General features: G+C 69.4%; 19 protein-coding genes and 2 pseudogenes. 11 read left to right on the top strand and 10 right to left on the bottom strand.

Annotated elements, in window-relative coordinates; genetic code table 11:
- Window positions 1-1,548, bottom strand: a complete 1,548-nt coding sequence (locus tag CS0771_RS23525) for an ABC transporter substrate-binding protein (RefSeq protein WP_212843016.1) — start codon at window positions 1,546-1,548, stop codon at window positions 1-3.
- A 180-nt stretch (window positions 1,549-1,728) separates the two neighbouring features.
- Between CS0771_RS23525 and CS0771_RS23520 the strand changes: the two genes are divergently transcribed.
- Window positions 1,729-2,055 carry a YidH family protein gene (locus CS0771_RS23520; RefSeq protein WP_212843015.1) on the top strand — a complete coding sequence of 109 codons (327 nt, stop codon included), beginning with the start codon at window positions 1,729-1,731 and terminating at the stop codon, window positions 2,053-2,055.
- Window positions 2,052-2,330, top strand: coding sequence for a DUF202 domain-containing protein (locus CS0771_RS23515; protein ID WP_212843014.1), 279 nt, complete (start codon window positions 2,052-2,054; stop codon window positions 2,328-2,330). The genes CS0771_RS23520 and CS0771_RS23515 overlap by 4 nt, the downstream gene beginning before the upstream one ends.
- Before the next feature lie 174 nt (window positions 2,331-2,504).
- Here the strand turns inward: CS0771_RS23515 and CS0771_RS23510 are convergent, their stop codons facing one another.
- Together CS0771_RS23510 and CS0771_RS23505 are read right to left on the bottom strand one after the other, a co-directional pair.
- Complete coding sequence (locus CS0771_RS23510) at window positions 2,505-2,909, bottom strand: cupin domain-containing protein (protein WP_212843013.1); 405 nt, start codon at window positions 2,907-2,909, stop codon at window positions 2,505-2,507.
- A gap of 249 nt (window positions 2,910-3,158) precedes the next feature.
- Entirely contained in the window at window positions 3,159-3,314 is a 156-nt protein-coding gene (locus tag CS0771_RS23505; RefSeq protein ID WP_212843012.1) for a hypothetical protein, read from the bottom strand.
- 161 nt (window positions 3,315-3,475) lie between these two features.
- Here CS0771_RS23505 and CS0771_RS23500 point away from each other — a divergent pair, with 161 nt between their 5' ends.
- Window positions 3,476-3,868 carry a TfoX/Sxy family protein gene (locus CS0771_RS23500; protein WP_212843011.1) on the top strand — a complete coding sequence of 131 codons (393 nt, stop codon included), beginning with the start codon at window positions 3,476-3,478 and terminating at the stop codon, window positions 3,866-3,868.
- A 965-nt stretch (window positions 3,869-4,833) separates the two neighbouring features.
- Entirely contained in the window at window positions 4,834-6,168 is a 1,335-nt protein-coding gene (locus CS0771_RS23495) for a hypothetical protein (protein ID WP_212843010.1), read from the top strand.
- A gap of 460 nt (window positions 6,169-6,628) precedes the next feature.
- On the opposite strand, the gene CS0771_RS23490 is transcribed toward CS0771_RS23495, so the two are convergent.
- Entirely contained in the window at window positions 6,629-7,147 is a 519-nt protein-coding gene (locus CS0771_RS23490) for a hypothetical protein (protein WP_212843009.1), read from the bottom strand.
- A gap of 142 nt (window positions 7,148-7,289) precedes the next feature.
- Here CS0771_RS23490 and CS0771_RS23485 point away from each other — a divergent pair, with 142 nt between their 5' ends.
- Window positions 7,290-8,750 (top strand): BTAD domain-containing putative transcriptional regulator, encoded by a 1,461-nt coding sequence (locus CS0771_RS23485; RefSeq protein ID WP_244870981.1) that lies wholly within the window; start codon window positions 7,290-7,292, stop codon window positions 8,748-8,750.
- A 279-nt stretch (window positions 8,751-9,029) separates the two neighbouring features.
- On the opposite strand, the gene CS0771_RS23480 is transcribed toward CS0771_RS23485, so the two are convergent.
- The gene (locus CS0771_RS23480) at window positions 9,030-10,286 is read right to left on the bottom strand and encodes an RICIN domain-containing protein (RefSeq protein WP_212846000.1); all 1,257 of its coding nucleotides are present in this window, start codon (window positions 10,284-10,286) and stop codon (window positions 9,030-9,032) included.
- 1,208 nt (window positions 10,287-11,494) lie between these two features.
- Between CS0771_RS23480 and CS0771_RS23475 the strand changes: the two genes are divergently transcribed.
- On the top strand, window positions 11,495-14,500 hold the full coding sequence (locus tag CS0771_RS23475; RefSeq protein WP_244870980.1) for a glycoside hydrolase N-terminal domain-containing protein: 3,006 nt from the start codon (window positions 11,495-11,497) through the stop codon (window positions 14,498-14,500).
- Window positions 14,501-15,101: 601 nt separating this feature from the next.
- On the opposite strand, the gene CS0771_RS23470 is transcribed toward CS0771_RS23475, so the two are convergent.
- Window positions 15,102-16,187, bottom strand: coding sequence for a glycoside hydrolase family 11 protein (locus tag CS0771_RS23470; RefSeq protein WP_244870979.1), 1,086 nt, complete (start codon window positions 16,185-16,187; stop codon window positions 15,102-15,104).
- Between the two features lie 179 nt (window positions 16,188-16,366).
- On the bottom strand, window positions 16,367-17,137 hold the full coding sequence (locus CS0771_RS39725; RefSeq protein ID WP_371821456.1) for a glycosyltransferase: 771 nt from the start codon (window positions 17,135-17,137) through the stop codon (window positions 16,367-16,369).
- Window positions 17,138-17,166: 29 nt separating this feature from the next.
- Here CS0771_RS39725 and CS0771_RS39720 point away from each other — a divergent pair, with 29 nt between their 5' ends.
- The gene (locus CS0771_RS39720) at window positions 17,167-17,814 is read left to right on the top strand and encodes an MmcQ/YjbR family DNA-binding protein (protein WP_371821455.1); all 648 of its coding nucleotides are present in this window, start codon (window positions 17,167-17,169) and stop codon (window positions 17,812-17,814) included.
- Complete coding sequence (locus CS0771_RS38940) at window positions 17,726-18,286, top strand: PaaX family transcriptional regulator C-terminal domain-containing protein (protein ID WP_212845998.1); 561 nt, start codon at window positions 17,726-17,728, stop codon at window positions 18,284-18,286. The genes CS0771_RS39720 and CS0771_RS38940 overlap by 89 nt, the downstream gene beginning before the upstream one ends.
- Before the next feature lie 51 nt (window positions 18,287-18,337).
- On the opposite strand, the gene CS0771_RS23455 is transcribed toward CS0771_RS38940, so the two are convergent.
- Window positions 18,338-19,441 carry a lytic polysaccharide monooxygenase gene (locus CS0771_RS23455; protein ID WP_371821592.1) on the bottom strand — a complete coding sequence of 368 codons (1,104 nt, stop codon included), beginning with the start codon at window positions 19,439-19,441 and terminating at the stop codon, window positions 18,338-18,340.
- Between the two features lie 256 nt (window positions 19,442-19,697).
- Window positions 19,698-20,252 (bottom strand): hypothetical protein, encoded by a 555-nt coding sequence (locus CS0771_RS23450; protein ID WP_212843006.1) that lies wholly within the window; start codon window positions 20,250-20,252, stop codon window positions 19,698-19,700.
- Between the two features lie 182 nt (window positions 20,253-20,434).
- On the opposite strand from CS0771_RS23450, the pseudogene CS0771_RS38935 reads away from it, so the two are divergent.
- The 3 genes and pseudogenes from CS0771_RS38935 to CS0771_RS23440 form a co-directional block, all read left to right on the top strand.
- A pseudogene (locus tag CS0771_RS38935) lies at window positions 20,435-20,533 on the top strand (histidine kinase dimerization/phospho-acceptor domain-containing protein); the annotation flags it as partial.
- A gap of 2 nt (window positions 20,534-20,535) precedes the next feature.
- Window positions 20,536-20,649, top strand: a complete 114-nt coding sequence (locus tag CS0771_RS39715) for a hypothetical protein (protein WP_371821591.1) — start codon at window positions 20,536-20,538, stop codon at window positions 20,647-20,649.
- Window positions 20,650-20,796: 147 nt separating this feature from the next.
- Window positions 20,797-21,882, top strand: a complete 1,086-nt coding sequence (locus CS0771_RS23440; RefSeq protein ID WP_212843005.1) for a DUF2855 family protein — start codon at window positions 20,797-20,799, stop codon at window positions 21,880-21,882.
- A gap of 172 nt (window positions 21,883-22,054) precedes the next feature.
- Here the strand turns inward: CS0771_RS23440 and CS0771_RS23435 are convergent.
- Window positions 22,055-23,516, bottom strand: a pseudogene (locus CS0771_RS23435) (FAD-dependent oxidoreductase).
- Window positions 23,517-23,636: the final 120 nt, after the last annotated feature.

Here is a 23,636-nt window from a genome sequence, read left to right as displayed (position 1 = left end):
TCAGGCCGCCAGGTACGCGTCCGTGGCCACGACGCAGCCCAGCGGCACGGTGGTCAGGCCGGTGAGCTTGGCGGTGCGTACGTGGTACTGCGGGGCGACGGCGGTGACGTGGCTGAACGCGCTGTCGAGCAGGTACGTCGACAGGTCGGTCAGCGCCTTCGGCCGCCCGTTGTCGTCGGCCTGCTGCAGGCCCGCCTTGAGGGTGTCGTACTGCGGGTCGGCGTACTTCGACGGGTTGCCGGCGCGCAGCGACGGCATCGCGTCGACGATGGTCGCGGCGGAGAAGCCGACCATGCCGTGCAGCAGCAGGAATGCCGGGCCGAGGGTGCCGGCGACCTGGCGGGCGTCGAACTCGGCGGTGTCCAGCGCGACGGCCTCGGGCGCGAGGCCGATCTGCTCCAGGTTGAAGCGGACGATCTCGAACAGGCTCTTCATGGTGGGCAGGTTCGCGAATGCGATCGGCACCTTGGCGCCCTTGGCCCCGGCCTGCTCGATCAGCGCCTTGGCCTTGTCCAGCTGCAGGCTGTAGTGGGCGGCCAGGTCCTTGGGGTAGCCGTTCTCGGTGGGGGTCCACCACAGGTCGGAGGCGGTGGCGTCGCCGCCGAACACCTGCGCCTTGATCCGCTCGCGGTCCAGGGCGTAGCCGACGGCCTGGCGGACCTCCTTCTTGTCGAAGGGCGCGGCGGTGACGTTGAGGCCGAGCGGGTAGAACACCCCGCCCGCGTTCTCCAGGATGTAGGCCGAGTCGGCCTTGAGGGCGGCGATGTCGGTACTGGTGAGCCCGTTGGCGAGGTGGGCGCGGCCGCCGCGCAGCGCCGACTGCAGCGCGGTGGCGTCGGCGATGACGGCGACCTCGACCTTGTCGAAGTAGGGCCGGTCCGCGACGCGGTACTTCGGGTTGCGCTCCAGGCTGATACCGGCCTTGGGCCGCCACTGCTTCCACACGAACGGGCCGGTGCCGACGACGGCGCCGCCGTCGGCGATCTGGCCGAAGCTGTCCCTGTCGACGATCGCGGTGAGGTGGAACAGGTCGAACAGGCTGTCGCTGGGCTTGTCCATGGTGATGGTGACCTGGTGCGCGCCGGTGGCCTTCACGGTCAGCTTGAGCGCGACGGCGCGCAGCTGGGAGGCGTTCTTGGCGTCCTTGACCTGCTCCAGGGAGTAGACGACGTCCTCGGCGGTCATCGGGCGGCCGCTGTGGAAGACGACGTCGTCGCGCAGGTCGACGACGAGCTGGGTGCGCTCGGCGTTGTAGGTCCAGTTCTCGGCGAGCACGGGCTGCGGGCGGCGCTGGTCGTCGAGTTCGGCGATCGGCTCGAACACCAGCCGCCGCCACATCCAGTTGCCGGCGCGGTTGGCCATGACCGCGCCCGGCTGGGCGTCGGCGCTGGCGGCCAGGTGCAGGGTGCCGCCGCGGACCGGTGCGCCGGCGGCGGTGCCGGCGGGCTCGTCGACGGCCGAGCGGCAGCCGGTCAGGGCCAGGAATGCGGTGGAGACACCGCCGGCCAGCAGGGTGCGGCGGGAAACGGAGAGGGGCGAAGAAGGCATACGGGGCGGTTTCCCTTCAAGTGGGCGGCGCCTGGCGAGTGCCGCGAAGGGACCGTAACAGCGTGATCAGCGAGTTGACTAGAGGGTGCCGTGATTAATTTTCTTCCTACAAGTTCCTTACGTTAATGATTCACCCCCCGCCTGCGGGCCGTGATCCTGCACTGCCCTACTGTCGGCCCCGTGCCCCGACTGAACGACATCGGCGAGGAACCGGACTACCGCTTCAGCCTCGCCAACGAACGCACCCTGCTGGCGTACCTGCGATCAGCACTCGCCCTCATGGCCGCAGGCGTCGCCCTCTGGCAGCTCACCGGAACCGTCGAAGCCGCCCTCGGCACCGGCCTGCTCACCTGCGGCGCACTTGTCGCCGTGCTCAGCTACCCGCGCTGGCGAGCGGTGCAGAAGGCACTGCGACGCCACGAGCCGCTCCCCACACCCGCCCTGCCCCTGCTGGCCATCGCCGCCCTCGTGGGCACCGCCGCGGCGCTGCTCGTCGCCCGCGCATGAGCGGACTCGCCCCCGAGCGCACCGCGCTGTCCTGGCGACGCACCGGCCTGTCCGGCGTCGCCGCCGCCGCGCTCCTGCTGCGCCTCGACGACAGCCTCAGCACCACCATCCACGCAGCGCTCGCCGCCGCCGCGCTCCTCCTGCTCGGCATCGCCGACCTGCGCCGGCGTCAACTGCGCCGGTCACCGACCCGCGAACCCCACCCCGCTCTGCCCGCGCTCGCTGCTGCGGCACTCGCCGCCGTGGGTCTGTGCCTGGTCGCCGAGCGGCTCTAGCGCGCGGGTCGCGCAGAACCGCGATGCCGGCGTGACGGTCGAGCAGATCGCCAACGACTTCGGCGTGCACCCGATGACGCTGTTCCAGTGGATGCGAGCAGCTGTTCATCGGACCAGCCTGAACGCAGCTGGTCTTCCCGCCGGTTCGTCGACCCGCCGCGGATGCCGGCCCCGCTACTGCGGGCGCGGTGCGCGCCGGTCGCGGCGGGCGTCGAGTTCGGTGTCGTCCACGTAGGTCAGCATGGGCTGGCCGGGCACCATGTGCATGACGACCACGAAGCGGCTGGTGGCGTCGGGCAGGTTGTTGGCGTCCCGGTAGTGGATGACGTCGCCGCCTGGTTCGAAGAACGCCTCACCGGCCTTGATGACCCGTTCAGGCTCGCCTTCGAGCTCGAACAGCATCTCGCCTTCGATCATGTATCCGAAGATCGGGCCGGAGTGCTTGTGCGGCGGCAGACCCTTACCGCCAGGCGGGATCTCGACCAGCAGCGTCATGACCTCGACGGGTTGCGCCCCCATCGACAGCTGCCGTTCGTACAGCGGGGTGAGCACGGACGTGCTCCGGTTTTCCACGGTCATCTCGGCTCGGCTCCTTGCTCGACGTCGGCACCACGTCCTGAGCCGGGCACCGGCGGCGTGCGCCACACGTCTGCGGGCCTGATCGCTCGCGTGTCCGGCGGCTGGCAGCATCATCCTCGCAAAGGAATGGCCTGCATGTGTCGCAAACGACTCTGCTGAAGCGACACCCTGCGACCCGTTGAAGCCGGCTGCCGAGCACAGCTCACGCAGACCGTAAGAGGTGGTGCCGCAACGCCGGAGCGCGGGCCGTCACGACGGCGCCCGGCGAGGGCGGAAGACGGCCGCGATGTCCTCGGCGGCGGTGACCAGCGCGCCCAGCACAGCTCCGGTGACCCCGGCCGGCACCGCGTACCCGACGTCCAGCGGGCCGCTGGCGGCCGAGGCCGCCAGCCCGAGCAGCGCCACGCACGCCAGGGCCGCGTTGCGGATGATGTGGCCCGCGCCGAGGGACGCACGCGACGCCCCGAAGCACCGGCACGTCGTGCTCGCGCGAGGGCGGCTGCGGCGACTGGAGCCGCGAGCCGGCGAATACGCTCGTTCAGGGGGATGGGAGAGGCGGACACGACGTGGCTTACGACAGACAACTGGCAGAGCGCCTGCGCGAGGCCCTGGACGGGCAGACCCATGTTCGAGAGGTCAGCATGTTCGGCGGGCTGTCGTTCATGGTCAACGAGAGGTTGACCGTCGGCGCCAACACCAATGGCGACCTTTTGGTCCGCGTCGACCCGAGCCGGGTCGACGCGCTGCTCGGCGTCAACGGCGCGGAATGGGCCGAGATGAGCGGTCGCCGGATGAGCAAAGGCTGGCTGGTCGTATCACGCTCCGACGTGGAGCCCAAGGCGGCGCTGCGATTCTGGGTCGACCTGGCACTCGAACACAACGCCCAGGACGCCGGCGGCAAGACGGCGGATAAGCCCGCCGAGAAGACAGCCGGTCGTGCCCGCAAGAAGCTGACCTGACGAGCGGATTCCGTGGCTTCCCGCCAGAGGTTTCCTGGCTGCCGGTTGTTGGCGGGGCACAAATGATCGGTCATCAGGGCCCCGGGGACGGTCGCTCCGCGCCGCAGGGCTGCGGCCGCGGTGCTGCGCTGATCCCGTCGCAGACGGGCCAGATTCTTGAATCGTGGTGCCCGGCAGCACTTGGCCGGGCCGTTACGGCAGCCAACGACGATGGCGTGCGGCGTGGCCGATGGTGCTGACGGGGCTGTGCCCGCCTCCCGGGGGGAGGCGGGCACAACTTGCTGGCGGGTGGCCGGGTCAGCCGTACGTGACGCCACGACCAGCATCGCGGCGGTAGCCAATCCGAGTACGCCGAGCAGCACTGCCTGCAGTCTGTGCCTGAGTGTCACGTCTTTCTCCTTATGCCGCAGGTTCTGACCCCGTAGACGGTAGAAATCCAGCTACGGCGCGACATCAGTGCTCGCACGTAACATCAGTCGGCCTGCTGACAGCGGACCAGCGCCGCAGCCCGCAGCGGCACAGCCCGGCCAGGCAACTGGGGTTGTCTGCCGGCGGGCAGGTCGAGGCCATGGTGGCTGGGCTGCCTCGGCCCGCGAACGGGCTGCCATGAGCGGGCCGGCCCCGGGGCCGCTTCGCCACTCGTCGCCTTCGCGCGCTGCCGGCCGACAGGTCTGACGGATCCGTGGGTCGCGGCCTTTGGTGCTCATCATCGGGATCTTCCTGGGAATGTCCATCGTCAGGAGACGCCGCGAATACTGACCTTCAATGGCGGGCGGAGGGCCGTCATGCCCGTCCGCCCGCCACGCTCTGCCTGCAGGATGCGCGCTGAGCTGACCCGTCGCCACGGGTCAATGCCGGGCGGAGCACATCGCTTCCCAGCTCATCAGCGACAGGCACGCGGACTTGCACTGGCAGTTTGCCGACAGACGGCGGGCGGTGGGCAGACGTGGTGGGATGGTTCGCCGATGATGCCGAAACTGTTCCGCGCCGGTATGGCGGCTGTCGCGTTCGTCGCTCTGACCGCGACTGCGGCGGGCGCCGCCGAGGAAAGGCCGCGCAAGTACAGCACCCTGCGGCTGTGTGACCCGACGGCCTGCTACGTCGCCTGGTCGGTGGTCGACTCCGACCACGACGGCGTCTGCGACGCCGACGAGCTGCGAGCCGGCACCGACCCCTACGACCCGGCCAGCCGCCCGGGCCTTGAGCTGATCGCCGAGCTGCTCAACGCCCGACAGTTGCCGTCGTTCGAATACGGCCTCGCCGCGCTGGCCCTGGTGCCCGCCGAGATCATGAAAGCGCGGGAGGAACTCGGTGTCGACCTGCTCGGGGCCTTCCCCGTCCACCAGCGCCCCGACACGCTCACCCGGCTGGGCATCTCCGCCGAGAAGCTGGCCGAGTACGGCATCTCACCGGATAGCGACGGGTTCGCCCTCGGGCTCGACGACCTGCGACCCTCAGACGCGCCCGCCGAGGTCCGGGTCAGCGGCATCAAGGTCAGCCTCATCAGCGGCGGAGGCACCAAAAGCCCCCTCAACCACGTCCACGGCGGCGGGGTCGTCGACGTCGACACCGCATGGGGCGGCCGCACCGTCCGCACCTACGCCGACGAGTCCAAGGAGATCATCACTCCCATCAAGGACGGCGTCAGCAAGGAGATCATCGACGCCGAGGGCGACAAGGTCGGAACGATCGTCACGCAGGGCTACTCCACCAAGGAGGGCACCACCGAGGTCGTGTTCGAGGACGTGCAGGTCCTCGACAGCGACGACAACCTGATCCAGTCGACGCACACCGAGCAGGTCCTCGAAGCCGACGGCTCGCAGACGACCTACACCTCCACCACCGAGTACGTCCGCGACGAAGACGGCAACCTGATGGGCACCAGGACCACCGAGACGACCGAGTACACCTCGGGGGACGGGTCGACGCACTCCACGACCACGACGACCACCGTGTGCGACGCCAGCGGGACACAGTGCTCGAAGCAGACGCACTACCTCGACCCCGAGCAGGCGTACAACGTGATGGTCACCCAGGAGATGGTGGACTCCACGCTGCGCCTGCGCGGCGCGGCGATCACCGTCGTGCCCGGATGGAACGCCCCCGGCATGGAGGAGCAGCCCGAGGACCCGCGCAACCCGACCACGATCATGCTGGTCGACGGCACCGTCGGTGAGCTGTTCGTGCTGACCGAACCGAAGCGGATCACGACAGCGCAGCCGGAGGGCCACCCCGACCTGCCCAGCCCGATCATCGCCGCTCCCCCGACTTCCGGCGGCGGCTGCAACGGGCTCTGCTGACCTGCGCCGCCGCTGCCCTCGGCGCGCTCGAGGGCAGCGGCCGCAGCAGGTCCGCCTGGTCGTCTTGTTGGGGAAACGCCCGTGTATCTGGCGGATCCGGCAGCTGGAGTTCGTCGATCTTCATCCGAGGGAGGCGACGCGGACCATCACCGATGCGTTCATACGCGTGGCGGGGCCGGATCTACCCGATGACGCCACGGTGTTGATCGTCGATTGGTACAGCGGTCACGGGCGGTTGCGGCACAGCACAGCCGGTGCCGACAAGGCCCGAGCCAGCGGGCCATCGGACTGAAGGACACCGTCGATGTTCGCCGTCGGTTGACAGGTCGCTCTCGGCGGTGGTGAGCCGGTCGTGGGTCTTGACCAGCCGGGTGGACCAGGGGCAGCGCACCGGGCGGGTAAGGATCAAGGTTCGGGACGACCGCGGTGGCCGGCGGAGCCCGCCGGTCACCGCGGCGGCTCAGGCGACGTCGGCGCAGAGATCGCGGGTGCTGCCTTGGACCATGTCCACGGTCTTGTACCCGTCGGCGGCGATGTCGAGGGTGTACACGCCGTCGAGGATGTACAGGCCGCGCGGCAGTGTGCCGCCGCCCGTGCGGAAGCCCACCATCACTGGGCCGACGGCGTACCAGGTCATGGACCCGTCGGCGTGGTAGTCGATCATTGTGGTGCCGCCGGCGTCGGCGCGGGTGCTCGCCCCGGTCTGGGTGTTGGTGATCTCCAGGATGAGGTCGCCGGCGTACAGTTCCCGCTTGGGCTTGCCGTCGGGGTAGGTGTCCAGCACCAGTTTGCGCACCTCGTCGACGACGGGCCGGGTGTGCACGGCGAAGTCGCAGCGCGCCCCGGCAGGCAGGTCGTACGAGGCCTGCGGGGCCGGTCTCCAGGCGCCCTGTGCGGCGGAGGGTTCCGCGGCGGAGGCGGGTGTGGCCGCGGACAACGCCATGACCGACGCGATGGCGACGGTTTTCAGTCGGCGCATGTTTGCTCCTCGGGTTCGTGTCTCGACCTGGTCGGCCCGGACTTCGATCAGCGTCGCGGCAGCCGTTGACCACGGGCTGACCACGGACCCGACGGCGATGTCAGACAAATTGGACTGACCGCCGCTGCGACCTTCCGATGAAGTGATCATCACCACGGCCGCTCACCGCGTCCTGACCGTGCCCGCGGCCAACCTGTCCGGCTGCCTGACGCGTGGCTTGGGTATGGAGTTTCGTCTGCTCGGCCCGTTCGAGGCCGCCGTCGGTGGCACCGCCGTCGAGCTTGGCATCCGGCGTCAGGAGCGGCTGCTCCTGGCGATCCTGCTGTGCGAGGTGGGCCGGCTGGTGCCGACCGGCCGAGTCATCGAGCTGCTGTGGGGCGACCGGCCCCCGGCGTCGGCGCGCAGCGCCGTGCACACCTACATCGGCCGTGTGCGCGCCGCGCTCGCCGCCCACGGCGTGCGCATCAGCACCAGCAACGACGGCTATCTGGTCTCCCCCGAAGGTCTCACCGTCGACATGCACGAGTTCGCCGCGCTGGTGCGCCGAGCCACCGAGTCGGCCGAGCCGGACGCACGGGTGGAACTGCTCGACCAGGCGCTCGGACTCTGGCGCGGCCCGCTGCTGGCCGACCTCGCCCCTGACGGACTGCGCGAGCTGCTCGGCGCGCAGCTCGACGAAACCCGCCTGCTGGCGCTGGAGATGCAGGCCGAGGCGTGGCTGCTGCTCGGCAGGCAGGAACAGGTCATCGCCGAGGTCCCCGACCTGGCAGCGGCGCACCCGACGCGGGAGCGACTGGTCGGGGCCCTGATGACGGCGCTCTACCGCGACGGCCGGCAGGCCGACGCCCTGCTGCTCTACGACCGGACCCGGCGGGCGCTGGCCGAGGACCTCGGCGTGGATCCGGGCGAACAGCTCGCCGAACTGCACCGGCGCATCCTGCAGCGCGATCCGCGGCTCGACGCGCCCCGCCGCATGGTGTACGAGGTGCGCCTGCGCGAGGAGAGCCTGCCCTGGAGCGTCGGCGGCCACCCGGCGCTCGACTTCTGCAACACGTTCGCCGGATGGCGGCACGAGCCGCCGCTACCGGGATCGGAGTGGCTGCGCAGATACCGCACCCTTGCCGTGTGGACAGGATTCGCGGGACTGGCCGACGAGGCCGCCGTCAGCCGCCTGTGCGTGCTGGCCGAGCGCTGTCCCGACGAGGCGGCGGCGGTGCTCGACCAGGCGCGCCGGCTGCGCACCGACCTGTACACCTGCCTCACCGAGACACCCGGCAGGGAGACGTTCGAGCAGGTTGCCGTCCTGGCGCAGGAGGCGGCTCGGTGGCAGCTGCTCCTGCCGGCCCACGGCGACGGCGCGCGCTGGCGCACCGACCTGGGCGCTGGGCTGCGACTGCCGGTGCTGGCCGCAGCCTGGTCCGCCGCGGGCCTGCTCACCGACCCGCGGAGGCTGGCGGTGCGCACCTGCCCGAACCCGAGCTGCGGCTGGCTGTTTCTGGATGAGACCGGCCAGCGGCGCTTCTGCAGCCTCGCCACCTGCAGCGGATCGGAAGCCCGGGACGAGCTTCGCGGGGCCGACCCGGCGGCGCTCGGCCGGCGATGACCCGGCCTCGGGCGTGCGTGCGCACCAACCCAGCGGACCGCACGGCACCGGGTGTTGTCGCGGTACGTCCTGGCCCCTTTCGGGTCGACGCCGATGAGCACGTCAAGGATCAGCTCGACCTAGGACATGGCGTGGCCGGCGTCGTGCCACAGTGCGGGTCGATCTCGTCGTGCGCGTGGCGGCCCAGTGGGCAGACGATCCCACGGCGTGGTCACTCGTGGCGGGGCCCGCCGTTCTCGGCGGGCCCCGCCGTTCGCCTCGATCCACCGGAGCCGGCGGTCAGTTCCGTGTGCTCCATTGCTGGTTCGCTCCGCCATGGCAGGTCCACAGGTGGATCAGGGTGCCGTTGGCGGTGTTGGCTCCGCTGGCGTCGACGCAGAGGCCGGATTGCACGCCGGTGATGGTGCCGTTGGGGTTGATGTTCCACTGCTGGTTGGCTTGGCCGTTGCAGTCCCAGATGACCACGCGGGTGCCGTTGGCGGTGCCCTGACCGCTGGCGTCCAGGCACTTGTTGCCGTACACCGTCAACTGCCTGGAGGCGGTGTGGGTCCAGCGCTGATTGGTGCCGCCGTGGCAGTCCCACAACTGCGGCTGGGTCCCGTTGGCGGTGCTCGAGCCGGGAACGTCGATACAGCGACCGGACTGGGTGCCGACGATCTGGACGTGCTGCCGACCGGGCGGCGGGCTGCTTGGCGGTGGGGCGCTCGGCGACGGACCGGACTGGAACTGCGTGAAGAACCGCCAGACCTCCGGCTTCACCCAGCTGTTGGCGCCACTCTCGCAGCCGGCGCACCCGTCCACCGGACCCTGCTGGTGACCTCCGTCGAAGGCGGCCCACACGACCGGGTAACCGGACTGGCAGCCCGAGTACGTCGTGATGATGTGGGTGAGGCTGCCCCGTGCCGGCTCGGGCGCGTTCTGTGGGGTGCAGCCGTTGTTGGCGACGAACCTGTCCCGCAGCGACCGACCGGCCGTGATGTTGTCGGAGATGCCGTGGATCCCCATGTACGCGACGGGTTGGGTGCCGCCGCTGCATCCGCTGATCGCACCGGGAGCGGCGATGACGGCGACAGCGCGGAACATGTTCGGCCGCGCACACGCCAGCGCGTTGCTCATCGCGCCGCCGTAGCTGAACCCCACGGAGAACCGCTGCGTGGTATCGACGCACAGGTCGGCCTCGATCAGCCTGATCATGTCGTCGGTGAAGGTGACGTCCTCGCCGTTGGAGTTCGCCCAGCCGTTGCTGATGCCCTGGGGCGCGACGAAGATCGTGGAACTGTTCGATTGCGAGAGCATGCCGTAGTACGCCCAGGCCGCCCCGTCAGTGCCGCCTGAGGCGACCTGGCCGGCGGTGCCGCCCAGCCAGTGGAAGCCGAAGGCCAGCCGGTGGGGGCGGTTGTTGTCGTAGGTGTCGGGGATCTTCAGGATGAAGCTGCGGCTCTTTCCGCTGCTCTGGATCGAACGTGTGCCGCTGGTCAGGGTGGGGGTCTTGCCGCAGCCTGCCGAATTCGCCGCGGATGCGGGCGAGGCCGCCATGGCGACGATGGCCACCGCGGCAGTCAAGACTGCGGCGGCCGTCGCCGCTGCCAGTCCGCGGCCGGCGGCAGGCCGGTCACGGCCCACGCCGAGAAACGATCTCACAGATTTCTCCCTTGCTCGTCGATGTCAGATGCGGGCGCTGCCACGCCGTCGTCCTACGCGCGGCGGTCGGGGACATGCGCGCGGTACCCGTCGCGCAGTGGGCGGGCCGGATCGCCATCGCTGTCAGCGGTAGCCGGCGGCGACGTCGATCTGCGCGGGACCATCGGTGCACCGGTGGGGTGACCGGCGAACGACGCGTCTCCCTCGCAGAACGTCCGCGCCGAGGACTGTGGAACGCGCCTCGGTGCACTTCTGCGCCCCGCCCGGGCTGGTCCGCCACCAGGACAGCAGGCCAGAAGCTTCTGGCTTCTCTATGTCGCATTTGCACATGGCCGGACGACATCCGTTTGGAGCTTCGGGCCGCCCGCGCCACCAACCATAGATCGTATGATGTCTTACGTCAACGAACGTCGATTTTGCCCGGCGAGCACGCCGGCGCCCTGGACTGTGAACCCCCTGAACCCCGGCCACACACCACGCGCCGACGCCGAGCGGTGCCGAATCGGAAGACGACAGGCTCGACGACGCCTCTCGGGGCCGACTGACACAGGATCGACATCAGTCGTTGACATGTGACGTCTGATGTCGCTAGCGTTGCACGGTCCCCATGGGACTACGGCCTGGGGCAGAGGGCCGCCCTCAACACCTGAAGCCGCGTGGCGAAGTGGCAGGGAGTCTCCGGTCGACCGCGCCCTCGAGTTCCGGGAGTACCAATGGGTTCTCTGTCAGCTCGGCTGTCCGGGCCTGCCGGGCGGATTCTGGCCGGCCTGCCGTCGCAGCCGTGGCAGCCGGTGGAGTGGTCGATCCGGGTCGGCACCCAGCAGCATCAGCCTGGCCGACAGCGGGCGTGGCACCACCGACGGCACCAGGATCCATCTCTGGTGCCACCACGGCGGCACCGAGCAGCAACGGACCATTCGTAACTGATCAGACGTGCCGAGGCCGTCGCCCGGACGGCCCGACAAGCGCTCCTGCTTTGGAGGACACATGACAGACCTATCACGAAGGCGGCTGCTCGGGCCGCGGTGGCTGGAGCTGGGGCGGTGTTGGCGCCAGGGGCATGGACCGCGGCGGCCTCGGCCGGCGCGATAGTTCCACCGCAGGTGCTGGCGGCCAACGACCTTGCTCTCTGGTATGACGAAAGCGCCGGGACCGACTGGCTGCGTGCGCTTCCCATCGGCAACGGACGCCTGGGTGCCATGGTGTTCGGCAACACCGACACTGAACGGTTCCAGCTCAACGAGGACACGGTGTGGGCCGGGGGCCCGCACGACTACAGCAACACGCAAGGCGCCGGCGCTCTGGCGGAGATCCGGCGCCTGGTCTTCGCCAACCAGTGGAGCCAGGCCCAGAGCATGATCGACCAGAACATGCTCGGCCGGCCAGCCGGCCAGCTGGCCTACCAGACGATCGGCAACCTGAACCTGGCGTTCCCCGCCGGCACGTCGTCGCAGTACACCCGCTACCTGGACCTGACCACCGCCACCACCACGGTCTCATACGTGCAGAACGGCGTCCGGTATCAGCGTGAGGCATTCGCCAGCGCGCCTGACCAGATCATCGCCGTGCGCCTGACGGCAGACAGGCCTGGGGCCATCTCGTTCACGGCGTCTTACTCCAGTCCGCAGCGCGTCACGATGTCCAGCCCGGACAGCACGACGATCGCCGTGGACGGCCGGTCGGGAGATCAACGAGGTATCGCCGGTTCGGTGCGTTTCCTCGCGCTGGCGAAGGCGATCGCCACGGGAGGCAGCACCAGCAGCTCGGGGGGCACCCTACGCGTGACCAACGCCGACAGCGTGACGCTGCTGATCTCCATCGGGTCCAGCTACGTCAGCTACAGCAACGTCAACGGCGATTACTCGGGCAGCGCCCGCGCGCGGCTGAACGCGGCACAGGGTACGCCCTATGACACTCTCCGCAGCCGGCACGTGGCCGACTACCAGGCTCTGTTCGGCCGGGTCACGCTCGATCTGGGCCGTACCTCGGCGGCCGACCAGACCACCGATGTCCGGATCGCCCAGCACAGCTCCGTCAGCGACCCGCAGTTCTCCGCGCTTCTGTTCCAGTACGGCCGGTACCTGCTGATCTCGTCCTCGCGGCCGGGCACCCAGCCGGCCAACCTGCAGGGCATCTGGAACGACTCATTGAACCCGGCATGGGACTCGAAGTACACCCTCAACGCCAACCTGCCGATGAACTACTGGCACGCCAACACCACCAACCTGGCCGAGTGCTTCGAGCCGGTATTCCGGATGGTCAAGGACCTCACGGTCACCGGCGCCCGGGTGGCACAGGTGCAGTACGGCGCCGGAGGCTGGGTGACGCACCACAACACCGACGCGTGGCGCGGCGCATCGGTGGTGGACTTCGCGGCGGCCGGCATGTGGCAGACCGGCGGCGCCTGGCTCGCCACGATGATCTGGGATCACTACCTGTTCTCCGGCGACAACACCTTCCTGCAGCAGAACTACCCGGCGATGAAGGGCGCCGCGCAGTTCTTCCTGGACACTCTGGTTCCGGAGCCGACCCTCGGATTCCTGGTCACCAACCCGTCGAACTCGCCCGAGCTGAACCATCACTCCAGCGTCAGCGTGTGCGCCGGTCCCACCATGGACAACCAGATTCTGCGTGACCTGTTCAACGGGGTGGCCCAGGCCAGCCAGGTGCTGGGCGTGGACAGCGACTTCCGGACCAGGGTGCTGGCCGCCAGGGACAGGCTGCCCACGACGCGGGTCGGTTCCCGGGGCAACATCATGGAGTGGCTGTACGACTGGGTGGAGACCGAGCCGAACCACCGGCACGTCTCCCACCTGTACGGCCTGCACCCCAGCAACCAGATCACCAAGCGCGGCACGCCGGCTCTCTACAATGCGGCGCGGCGGACTCTCGAGCTTCGCGGCGACGACGGAACCGGGTGGTCGCTCGCCTGGAAGATCAACTTCTGGGCGCGGCTGGAAGAAGGCGCCCGCGCGCACAACCTCATCCGCCTGCTCGTGCGGACCGACCGGCTGGCGCCGAACATGTTCGACCTGCACCCCCCGTTCCAGATCGACGGCAACTTCGGCGCCACCTCCGGCATCGCCGAGATGCTCCTGCAGAGCCACAACGGCGAACTGCACGTGCTGCCGGCACTTCCGTCGGCGTGGCCCAGCGGCAAGGTGACCGGTCTGCGTGGCCGGGGCGGGTACACCGTCGATGCGACGTGGAGCGCAGGCCAGGCCGACGAGATCGTCGTCAAAGCCGACCGCGCCGGCACCGTCAAGGTGCGCAGCCGCGCACTGGCGGGAACCGTTCAGGTCGTCGACACCAGCAGCGGAAGCGGTGTCACGGCGACCAGACCGGAGACCGACGTCCTCGTCTTCGCCGCCCAGGCCGGGCACACCTACACGGTGACCGTCACACAGAAGGCCGTCGACGGGGCAGTCGTGTACACCGAGGTGAACTATGCCGGGGCCAGCGCGGCGCTGGGGCCGGGCGACTATTCAGCCGCCGCGCTGCAGTCTCGGGGCATCGGCCTGCGGGCCATCTCCTCGGTTCGGGTCTCCCCTGGATACCAGGTCATCGGCTACTCCAGCGACGGCTTCACGGGAACCTCCTGGACCATTCCGGCCGACAACGCCGACCTGCGCAATACCGGCAACAATGACGCCATCGCCTCGCTGAAGGTGGTGACGGCCAGCAGTCCGGTCCCGACCGGGTATGTGCGGATCGCCAACGGCACGACCGGTCTCGTGCTCGACAGTGGAGGCAACGTCGCGTCGGGATCGAACGTGAAGCAGTGGAACTGGGACGGTTCGACGAACCTGCAGTGGCAGTTCGTCGATCTGGGCGGCGGGTGGTACCGGATAGTCAACCGTACCAACGGGATGGTCGCTGACAGCTGGGGCAACACTGCCAACGGGGCCCCATGCCGGCAGTCAGCGTGGAATGGCGGAGTCAACCAGCAATGGCGGCTCAACTCGATGGGCAACGGTCGCTACCAGATCATCAACCGTGGCACCAGCACCGCGTTGGATGGTGCGGGCAACACGGCGGCCGGCTCGGTCTGCGCCATGTGGACGCCGAACTCCAGCACCAACAACCAGTGGACCATCGTGACGATCTGACTCCAACGAATGCGAAGTCTCGGGGCCGTCGCGTCGACGGCCCCGAGGCCTTCCACCCGTCATTATCGAACACGATCCACGACACGCGCCGAGGTGCTAGCGGCGATTGGGATTCCCGCATCATCAAGACCTGGCAAGCCTGCCCACCTCGATCTTAGAGCACTATTCAGTCGACGATCGCCGATGAATGCGGTCGCACCAGCGTGATCAACCTGTGACGTGTCGGAAATGGACGCGACGGCCGCCCGCGGGTAGATCACTTGGCTTGTGACAACACAAACGATCTTCGCGGACAGGCCGTCGCGGGTAGAGACTATGACGGGCCTGACCAGCGATCAAGTCGACCGGCTCGTACTCGACGTCTACGCCCACTCCGACCTGGACCCGAACCGTCGCCGCGCTGTCGGTCCCTACCGCTGCGTGCTGGTCGTCCTGCTCTACCTGCGCCAGAACCTGGCCCAGGCGCTGCCGGCAGACCGTCCATCCCGGGCACCCCGCCGGATGGCCCCGCACGGAGGCTGGGGTGCCGACCATCGTCGGCACCCCAGCCGCACCTGCCTTCGGTGTCAGACCGGTCCGTGCCTGGCCCCGTGGCGCCGGGTCAGTTCCGGAAGCTCCACTGCTGGTTCGACCCGCCCCAGCAGCTGTACAGTTGGATCTTCGTCCCGTTGCCGGTGCCGCCAGCGTCGAGGCACAGCCCTGACTGCGCGCTGGTGATGGTGCCGTTGTTGACATTCCACTGCTGGTTCGCGCCGCCGTGGCAGTCATAGAGGATCACCGCGGTGCCGTTGCTGGTGCCCCCATTTGAGGCGTCCACACACTTGCCGTTCACCGTCAGCTGCCTGCTTGAGGTGTGAGTGAACCGCTGGTTCGAGCCACCCCAGCAGTCGTACAACTGGAGCTGGGTGCCGTTGGTGGTGCTCGAGTTCGGGACGTCGAGACACCTGCCGGACTGCTGACCCACAATCATCTGGCTGGTACCGCTCGGCGGCGGACTAGTGGTGGGTCCAGGATCGGGGTTGGTGCCTTCCCGGACGGTGATGTCGGAGCTTCCCTGGCTCTGGTAGCCCTCGGTCGCCATGACTTGGTAGGCCCAGCTGCTGCCGAGGTTGAGGCCGACGCGGGCCCAGGCGTCGACGTGGTTGGCGAAGGTGATGGTGCCACTGCTCCGCTTCTGCTGGCGCACGCTCCAGTACTGGTAGAACGTGGCGGTGCCGTCGATCGACGGCTGGTTGACCCGCTGGCTGCGCAGGATGTCGTAGGTGCCGCCGTCGGTGGTGACCGTGCCCAGCCGCTGAGCGCCGCTGCTCGGGTTGTAGCTGCCGAAGTTCTCCACAACGTAGTACTCGATCAGCGAGTTCCGCGTCCACCCGTACAGGGCGAGGTAGGTGTTGTTGTTGCCCGGGTTGTAGGTGCCCGAGTAGCTGACCGTCCGCCGGCTACCGGTGGCCCAACCCTTGCCGCCGACCCAGTTGTTGGTGCTCCTGCTCCAGGAGCTGGAGTAGCGGCCGTTCTCGCGCAGCACCATGCAGGCGTCGCCACTGTCTTTCCAGAACGAGAAGTAGAACCCGTTGTGCGTGCCGGTGGTGTTCGAGCAGACCTGCCGGTCGGCCTCGGCGTAAGCGTTGGTGGCCATCAACGTGCTGGCGACGGCCGCCACGACGGCGCAGGCGCCGCCGATGAGCATTCTGAGGCGGCCGCCTCTGCGGCTCTTCCGTTGGATGGGTGCCTCGTGCATGTGCGTGCTCCTCCTCGTGAAGGCTGGCGAAAAGGTGTGACAGGGTGATACGACCCGGTAGGACTGTCGGTGGCCGTGGTGTCGGGCCACCGTGCGTGGGCCGTACCACGCGGTGGTGGGGCCAGTCGTCATGCGTTCGACGACCGGAGTGCCGGGCCGCGGTTGGCCCGGACCGACAGCGATGTCTGTCGATCGCACCAATATGGATCCCACCTTGTCGCACTGTCAACAACTTCCGGAAACATTTCGGAAATCATGCCCGGGTTGGCTGGACCAGCGGGACGTTTCACAGATCGAAGTGGCGTGGGGTCGGTCGTGTTGGGCAGGCGTCGATATGTCGGTATCGAGTCGGAAGAAGTGGGGCGACGCACGGCCTGCGGATTCCGAAAGTTTCGGACTGTTTCGGATCTGCCGCGCCGCGTTGTCGCGGCGCGGCGGCCCGTCCGGCCGGTGACCCTTGCACCGATACGTCGGGCCGGATGGTCCGAAGCGGCGCGCCAGCGGTCACCGGAGGATGTGGGCCACCCCACCGCAGCCCGATCAGGTCCCGTGGACCTGCCGGCCGAGCAGTGCCTCGAGGTGGATGCATGCCTCGGCGGCAGTCCGGTCCGGGTCCATGTGGTCGCCAATGTGTACGCTCGGTCGCGGTATGCCGGTTCGGTCAGCACGCGGATGATGAGCTCGGCTACCGCGTCGACCTGCCACCGTGCCGCGGGCAGCCACTCGGCAAGTCCGAGGGCGTGCAGCCGGCGGGCGTTGTCCGGGCGGTCCGCTCCGTGTGCGAGCACCACATGCGGGGTGCCGGACGCGATCGCTGCCGCTCGTCGACCTTCTCGACCAGCTCCGATCGCCAAGACTGCACGCGTGGCAGCCGCCGGGCGGCGGTGCAGCCGGTGCACTCAGCCATGCCGTCATCCACTCCCTGGACGTGACGATCGCGCTCGACCGGCCCACGGTCGCACCAAGAGAGGCTGTGATCGCCGTCGCCAAGCTGGGCGGTCTGGCCTGGCTTCTCAGGCTCGCCAAGGCTGCGACGAGCGACCGGCACGCGAAGTTCACTCACAACCGTTACTATCGGCGGATGTCCAGCCCTGGAGACGTGCCACCAGAGATCCTGGACCGGCTGCGACCGATCTGCCGACGGTTGCCCGACACGTACGAGGAACCAGCCTGGATCGGCGTCCGCTGGCGGATCCGCACGCGGACGGTCGCCCACGTCTACACGCCGGACCCGGAACGTTTCCCGGTCTACGCCCGGCACCTGATCGCCGGGGAGGCACCGACCGTGATGACGTTTCGCGTACCCATCGACGACCTACTCAGCCTTACCACCCGCGGCTTCCCGTACTTTCGCGCCCCTTGGGGCCATAACGTCGTCGCCACCGTCCTCGGTGACCACACCGACTGGACCGAGACCACCGAACTGATCACCGACAGCTACTGCGAGATGGCCCCGAAGTTCCTCGTCGCCCAGGCCGCCCTCCCCGCTGACCTTCTCGATCCCCGAGGAGCAGCGCAGCCTACGCCATCACCTCCGGCCCACGCTGGCCTGGGCGGGGTTCGCGCCACTGCGTGACCGGCTGTGGCTCGCACCCGCGGAAGTCGATCTCGAGTCCGCGCTGGAGCCACTGCGCGCGGAGCTGCCCGCCAGCGCCATCCTGGCCTTCCACGCTCGCGAGCTGCCCGGCTATCCCGTCGCCGACAGCGTCAACGCTGCCTGGGACATCGAGGCGATACGCGCCGAGCATCTCAACTTCATCGGCACCTGGGCCGACCCCTCGGCTGTGGGCGCGAGCACCGCGCTGAGCATGCGCACGACGCTGGTGGCGGACTGGCTGGCGCTGCTGCGCGTCGACCCGCGGTTGCCACGGGAGTTCACGGACGAGCAGTGGCCGGCGAACCGAAGCCTCGACACGTACCGGCGGGTGCACCATACCGTCGTGGCGGATTCCGATGCCGAGTTCCGTGCGCTGCTGGCCGAGCGACCGATCCCGGCACGAGCCGCCGGCCCGCACAGCGCTGCCCGCCGTGGCCGCGCGGCCCGGTGAGAAGGGCGGGCGCCCTCTGCTCGAAGGCACCCGCCGTCCTGCCACTCGTGGTTACGGACTGGAGCACGTGAGACTTGGCGGGGAGTTGCTTCCCGACCAGTTCCCGAGGAAGCCGAGCGATCTCGTGCCGCTCGGTTCGATGTTGCCGTTGTGGGCGGCGTTGCGGAACGTCACCACGTTGCCGCTCTGGCTGTAGGTGCTGTCCCACGACTGCGTGACCGTCTGCCCGTTTGCGAATGTCGCTCTGACGGTCCAGCCGCTGAGGCTGGTGCTGGAACTGTTGTTTCGCACCGTGACCGCGCCTTGGAATCCGTAGTTCCACTGGCCGGCCTGCGAGTACGTCGCCGAGCATGCTCCGCCGGGCGCAGGGGACGACGGCGGCGGGCTCGACGGCGGCGGGTTCGACGGCGGCGGGGACGACGGCGGCGGGTTCGACGGTGGCGGCGAGCTCGGCGGAGGCTGCGTCTGGTTGGGGCCGACGCCGGTCACCTGGCCGTTGCCCCCGTCGAAGGTGACGTCGGAGCAGCTGAAGAAGTTCTCGTTGCTGTCCGAGCGCACCCACCGGATGTACAGGATGGCCCGGCCACTGCGGCCGGACGGCAACTGTGCGTTCCAGTAGTAGTAGTTCAGCCCGCCCGGCCCGCCGTTCGCCGGCGGGTTGGTGACACTCGCGAATTCCTGCAGGTCACTCCAGGCCAGTGGCGAACTGGGGCTCCAGCCCTGGCGGGTGATGGCCAGGTGGAACGTGCCTGGGTGGTGTGCCCAGTTGCTGTGCCGGAACTGGATGTTGGCCCCCGAGGTGAGGTGGGTCAACGGCCAGTCCGTGCGAGTCGCGTTGTAGGCGGTGAAGTTGTACGGCCCGCCGGTCCCGCCGCTGCACAGCTGTCCATCCGGGATGTAACCGGTGGTGCGGCCTCCTGCGTCGGAGCGCAGCACCGCGAACCAGTTGTACAACGGTGTGGTGCCGCTGGGATCGGAGGAGCTCTTGCTCGCCTCGATCGCGGCGGCACATGCCGGGTTGTAGGCGACGATCGACCCGTTGCCCCGAAGCCCGTCCTGGTAGCACAGCCAGGTGCGGCTGCCCGGGAACATCGTCACGCCGTGGGCCTGCGCCGCAGACGTATTGATCACTGCGAAGCCGACGCTCGCCGTCATCACTGCTGCGGCCAGACTCGCCAAGAGTTGGCGTCTGCGGTTCACCCTGTCGTCCTTTCCTTGTGGCGGATAGGCCGACGCCTGCCGGAAACAGAGCGCGCAGAGCATCGGCCTTCAGGGAGTTGCCGACGCATGCCGTGCCCCGCGGCGCACACGAAATCGACCTCTGTGCGCCCGTTGCTCGGCTCCCGACCGGTCTGAAAAATCAGACATCGACAGCTTGACATGAGATCGCTCCCATGACAACGCCGCGAAATCAGTTTCCAGAGTCCAGCGCCGACTCGGCCGCCTGTTCGTAGCGCGTGCGCAGCCCGGCCAGCCTGCCCCATTCACGGAGACTGGCGGCTGCCTTCTGCTCCAGACCGTCGGGGATCATCGCCCATACTCGATCCGGATCCGGACCAGACTTCGCAGTCTGGACGGCCGGCGGGTCCGTCAGCGTGATGACCGCCGGACCCGAACTGCGGCTCGCATAGTCCCACGCGGTGCCCGGCTGGACGATCGCACAGAAGTAGACGGCATAGATGACCCGGACGTCCTCGATCCGCCTGGGGGTTGGAGGTTCCGTTCCGAATGGCTCGGCGGCACACAGGACCCTGCCCCCGTGCTCCGCGGCATGCCCGCTGGGTCGGTAGAGCTCAAGCTCGCCCGGTGCGAGTTGCTCCAGCGCCGTCTGCGCGCGGGCGGCCAGTTGATCCGGAAAGGGGTCGGGCTTCGCGGCCACCAGGCCCGCAGTGAGGATCGCGACAATAACGACCAGCTCAGGTAGAAGCCACCAACCATGGCGTCGCAGAAAGAGCACGAAGCACATGCTTGCATTGATGCACGGCACTGTGCAATGGAGCGGCGAAGTGCACCGGCGAGCTGGACGATGCGCGGCCGGCGGCGGCCCGAGAGGTCAGTGCGCGGCGGCGTCCGCAGGTCGACCGGGCGAGAATCGCCGAGCTGCCGGGCGTCATCCCACCGCGTGACCACCAATTTCCAACTGCGACAGCCGCGTTCGACAGCCAGCGCCGATTCGTCGCCAACGCCGGGCACGAGCTGCGCACTCCGCTGACAGTCATGCGCACCACCCTCGACGCCTCGGCCTCGCGATCGTCGCCTCCATCACCACCGCACACGACGGCACCGTGACCGCTCGGCCCCGGCCCGGCGGCGGCCTCACCGTCACGGTGACGATCCCACGACCGGCCGAACCGCACGAGTAGACAAACGTGGCGCTGAGGTCGTGCCCGCTGTCAGCGCCAGGACACACTGGCGATCTTGCCGATGTTCGCGGCCGTGACAAGTGGCAACATCCGAGCAGATGTCCGCCGGCCTCGGGCCGTCCGCTCGCTCAGAACAGGAGCCCCGCGATGACCGACGCCACAGGCGCGTGGACGATGAGTGTGGCCCGCGACGACCTCGCCGACACGGCGGTCGTCACGTCCTCGGTGCCGCGACCAGAACCTGGCGAGGTGCTGCTGCGGGTGGACCGGGTCGGTCTCACCGCCAACAACATCACCTACGCGGTGCTCGGTGACTCCTTCCGGTACTGGGAGTTCTTCCCGCCCGCGCCCCGAGGCCTGGATCCGAGCCGGGGCCTGCCGCCGCTGTGGGGCTTCTGCGAGGTCGAACAGTCCACTGTCGCCGGCGTCGAGCCCGGTCAGCGCCTCTACGGCTACCTGCCGCCCGCCTCGCACCTGCTGGTGCGCCCGCAGCGGGTCGACGAGCACGGATTCCGCGACGCCACCCCGCACCGCGCGCAGCTGCCCTCGCCCTACAACGCCTACCGGCTGACCACCGGTGACGCCGCCTACGAGCCCGACCGCGAAGACCTGCTGATCCTGTTCCGGCCCCTGTTCTTCACCTCGTTCATGCTCGCCGACCACCTGATCGACAACGGCTTCCACGGTGCGCGGACCCTGGTGCTGTCATCCGCGTCGAGCAAGACCGCCTACGCCGCGGCGTTCGAACTGCGTGGTGCCGGGCCACGTGTCATCGGCCTCACCTCCCCCGCCAACGCAGCGTTCACCCGTGAGCTGGGCTGCTACGACGCAGTGCTCACCTACGACCGGATCACCGAACTCGCGCGCACGGCGCCTACGGCGTACCTGGACCTGTCCGGCCGCGCCGACCTGCGCGCCACACTCCGTGAACACCTCGGCGACCAACTGGTACGCGACATCGCCGTCGGGCTCACCGCGCAGACGCCGAATGCGGCCAGCGCGCAGGCGGTGTTCTTCGCGCCTGACCAGATGCGCAAACGGACCGCCGACTGGGGCCGGGACGGGCTCGACGCCCGCTTCGCGCAGGCCTGGCAGCGGTTCTCGGCCGAAGCCGAAAAGTGGGTCGACGTCCAGCTCGGCCATGGCCCCGAAGCGCTACGCACCGCATGGCTGGAGGTGCTCGCCGGCCGCACCCCCGCCCGCACCGCTCACGTCGTCGCGCTAGGCGGTTGACCACCCATCGATGCCGGCGGAGCACCGCCAGAAGCATCAACCTTCCCGGGCCAGCCCGCGTGTACAGGTGCGGAGGTGACGGATGGACCGGTACGACGGCTTCGAGGACTTCGTCGTGGCACGGGGGGCACTGCCGCGCACCGCGTTCCTGCCGACGGATCGTCGGCGCGGCTCAGGTCGACGGGTTTCTCGTTCCGCCACTCGACGACGCTGCGTCCGTGACCGCCCGGCCGCCCGCGTGCGCGGACGCGGCCAGCGCCCGCCCGACCAGGCGGCCGAACGCCATCGCCGGGGTCAGGCACATGCCCGAGCAGAACGCGTTGCCGTTGACCGCCGCCGCGCCGATGACCTCCCCGACCGCGTACAGGCCGGGGATCACCGCACCGTCTGCGCGGCGCACCCGCGACTGCTCGTCGACGTCCAGACCGGCGAAGGTGATCAGCGTGACCGGGTGGTTCTCCACGGCGTAGAACGGCGGCTCGGCCACCGGCGCGGGCAGGTGCGAGCGGCCGAAGTCGCCGTCGTGGCCGGCCGCGACGAAGGCGTTGTAGCGGGCGACCGACTCGCGCAGCCCCGCCGCGTCGATGCCGGCGCGGGCGGCCAGCGTGCCCACGTCGCCGGCGCGGTGCACGCCGCGGCGGCGGCCGCACATGGCGTGCAGCTGCTCGCCGCTCCAGCCGTGGACCATCGGGCGCGACTCGCGAAGCGCGCGGGCGTCGAACACCATCCAGAACGTCATCTGATCGATGCCGACGAGCGCCCGCTCCTTGCGGTCGATGCTCGGGTCGTCCTCGGCGACCCAGCGCCGCCCGGCCCGGTCGACGTAGATCTCCCACGGCGGGCGTTCCGGGGCCACCAGGTGCGGCCGGTGCGTCCAGTCGACACGCAGGTCCCCCTCGGCAGGCGGCAACCCGCCTAAGGTCGGCAGGTACCGGCCGAGCCCCTGCAGCCCCTCCCCGGCGGCCCGGCCCAGGCGCAGGCCGTCGCCGGTGGAGGTGGGCGCGGCCGAGGTGGTCAGCGGCGCGCCTTCCAGCTCGGCGAACAGGTCGGGCGCGTAGCCGAAGCCCCCGGTGGCGAGCACCACCACGGGTGCTGGCCAGGTCGTGCCGTCCTCGGCGGTGACGCCGGTGACCCGGCCGTGCTCGGTGACCAGCGCGGTGACCCGTACGCCTGGCAGCAGCCGGACGCGTCCCGCCGCGAGGTGGGGGTCGAGCAGCCGCCGCAGCGCGTCGAGGATCGCCGGCCCGCCCGGGACCGTGGTGGCGTGCACGGTCCGGGGGGTGCGGTATGGCATCGTGCCCGTGCACGATGCGCGGCGTGCCGGGATCGGCGGCGAACCCGGCGCCGATCAGCCATTCCAGCACTGCCGGCTGCTCGGCCAGCGACAGCCGGGTGAGGTCCTCGCGGCCCGCGCCGCGCCCGATGCGCCAGACGTCGGCGAAGTGGCGCTCGGGGTCGTCATCGATGCCACGGCGGTGTTGCAGGGAGTAGCCTCCGGCGGACAGGTGGCCGCCAGAGTACGGCAGCGCGCCGCCGATGTCGGTCGCCTTCTCCAGCAGCAGGACGCTGGCGCCCCGGTCGGCGGCCGTGATGGCGCAGGCCAGACCGGCCGGTCCGGCTCCCACAACGATCATTGACGGCAACGGTGCCCCCAGGCGTGTTCCATTGGTGGTGACAGTGTTTCCGTACTACGTTGCAGGGTCAAGCGATGCTCCTCCCGCCGACCGGCTGCCGTCGACCGCCCGGATCCAGCC

The organism is Catellatospora sp. IY07-71 (assembly GCF_018326265.1).
GTDB lineage: Bacteria > Actinomycetota > Actinomycetes > Mycobacteriales > Micromonosporaceae > Catellatospora.
This window is presented reverse-complemented; position numbering and strand designations above follow the sequence as displayed.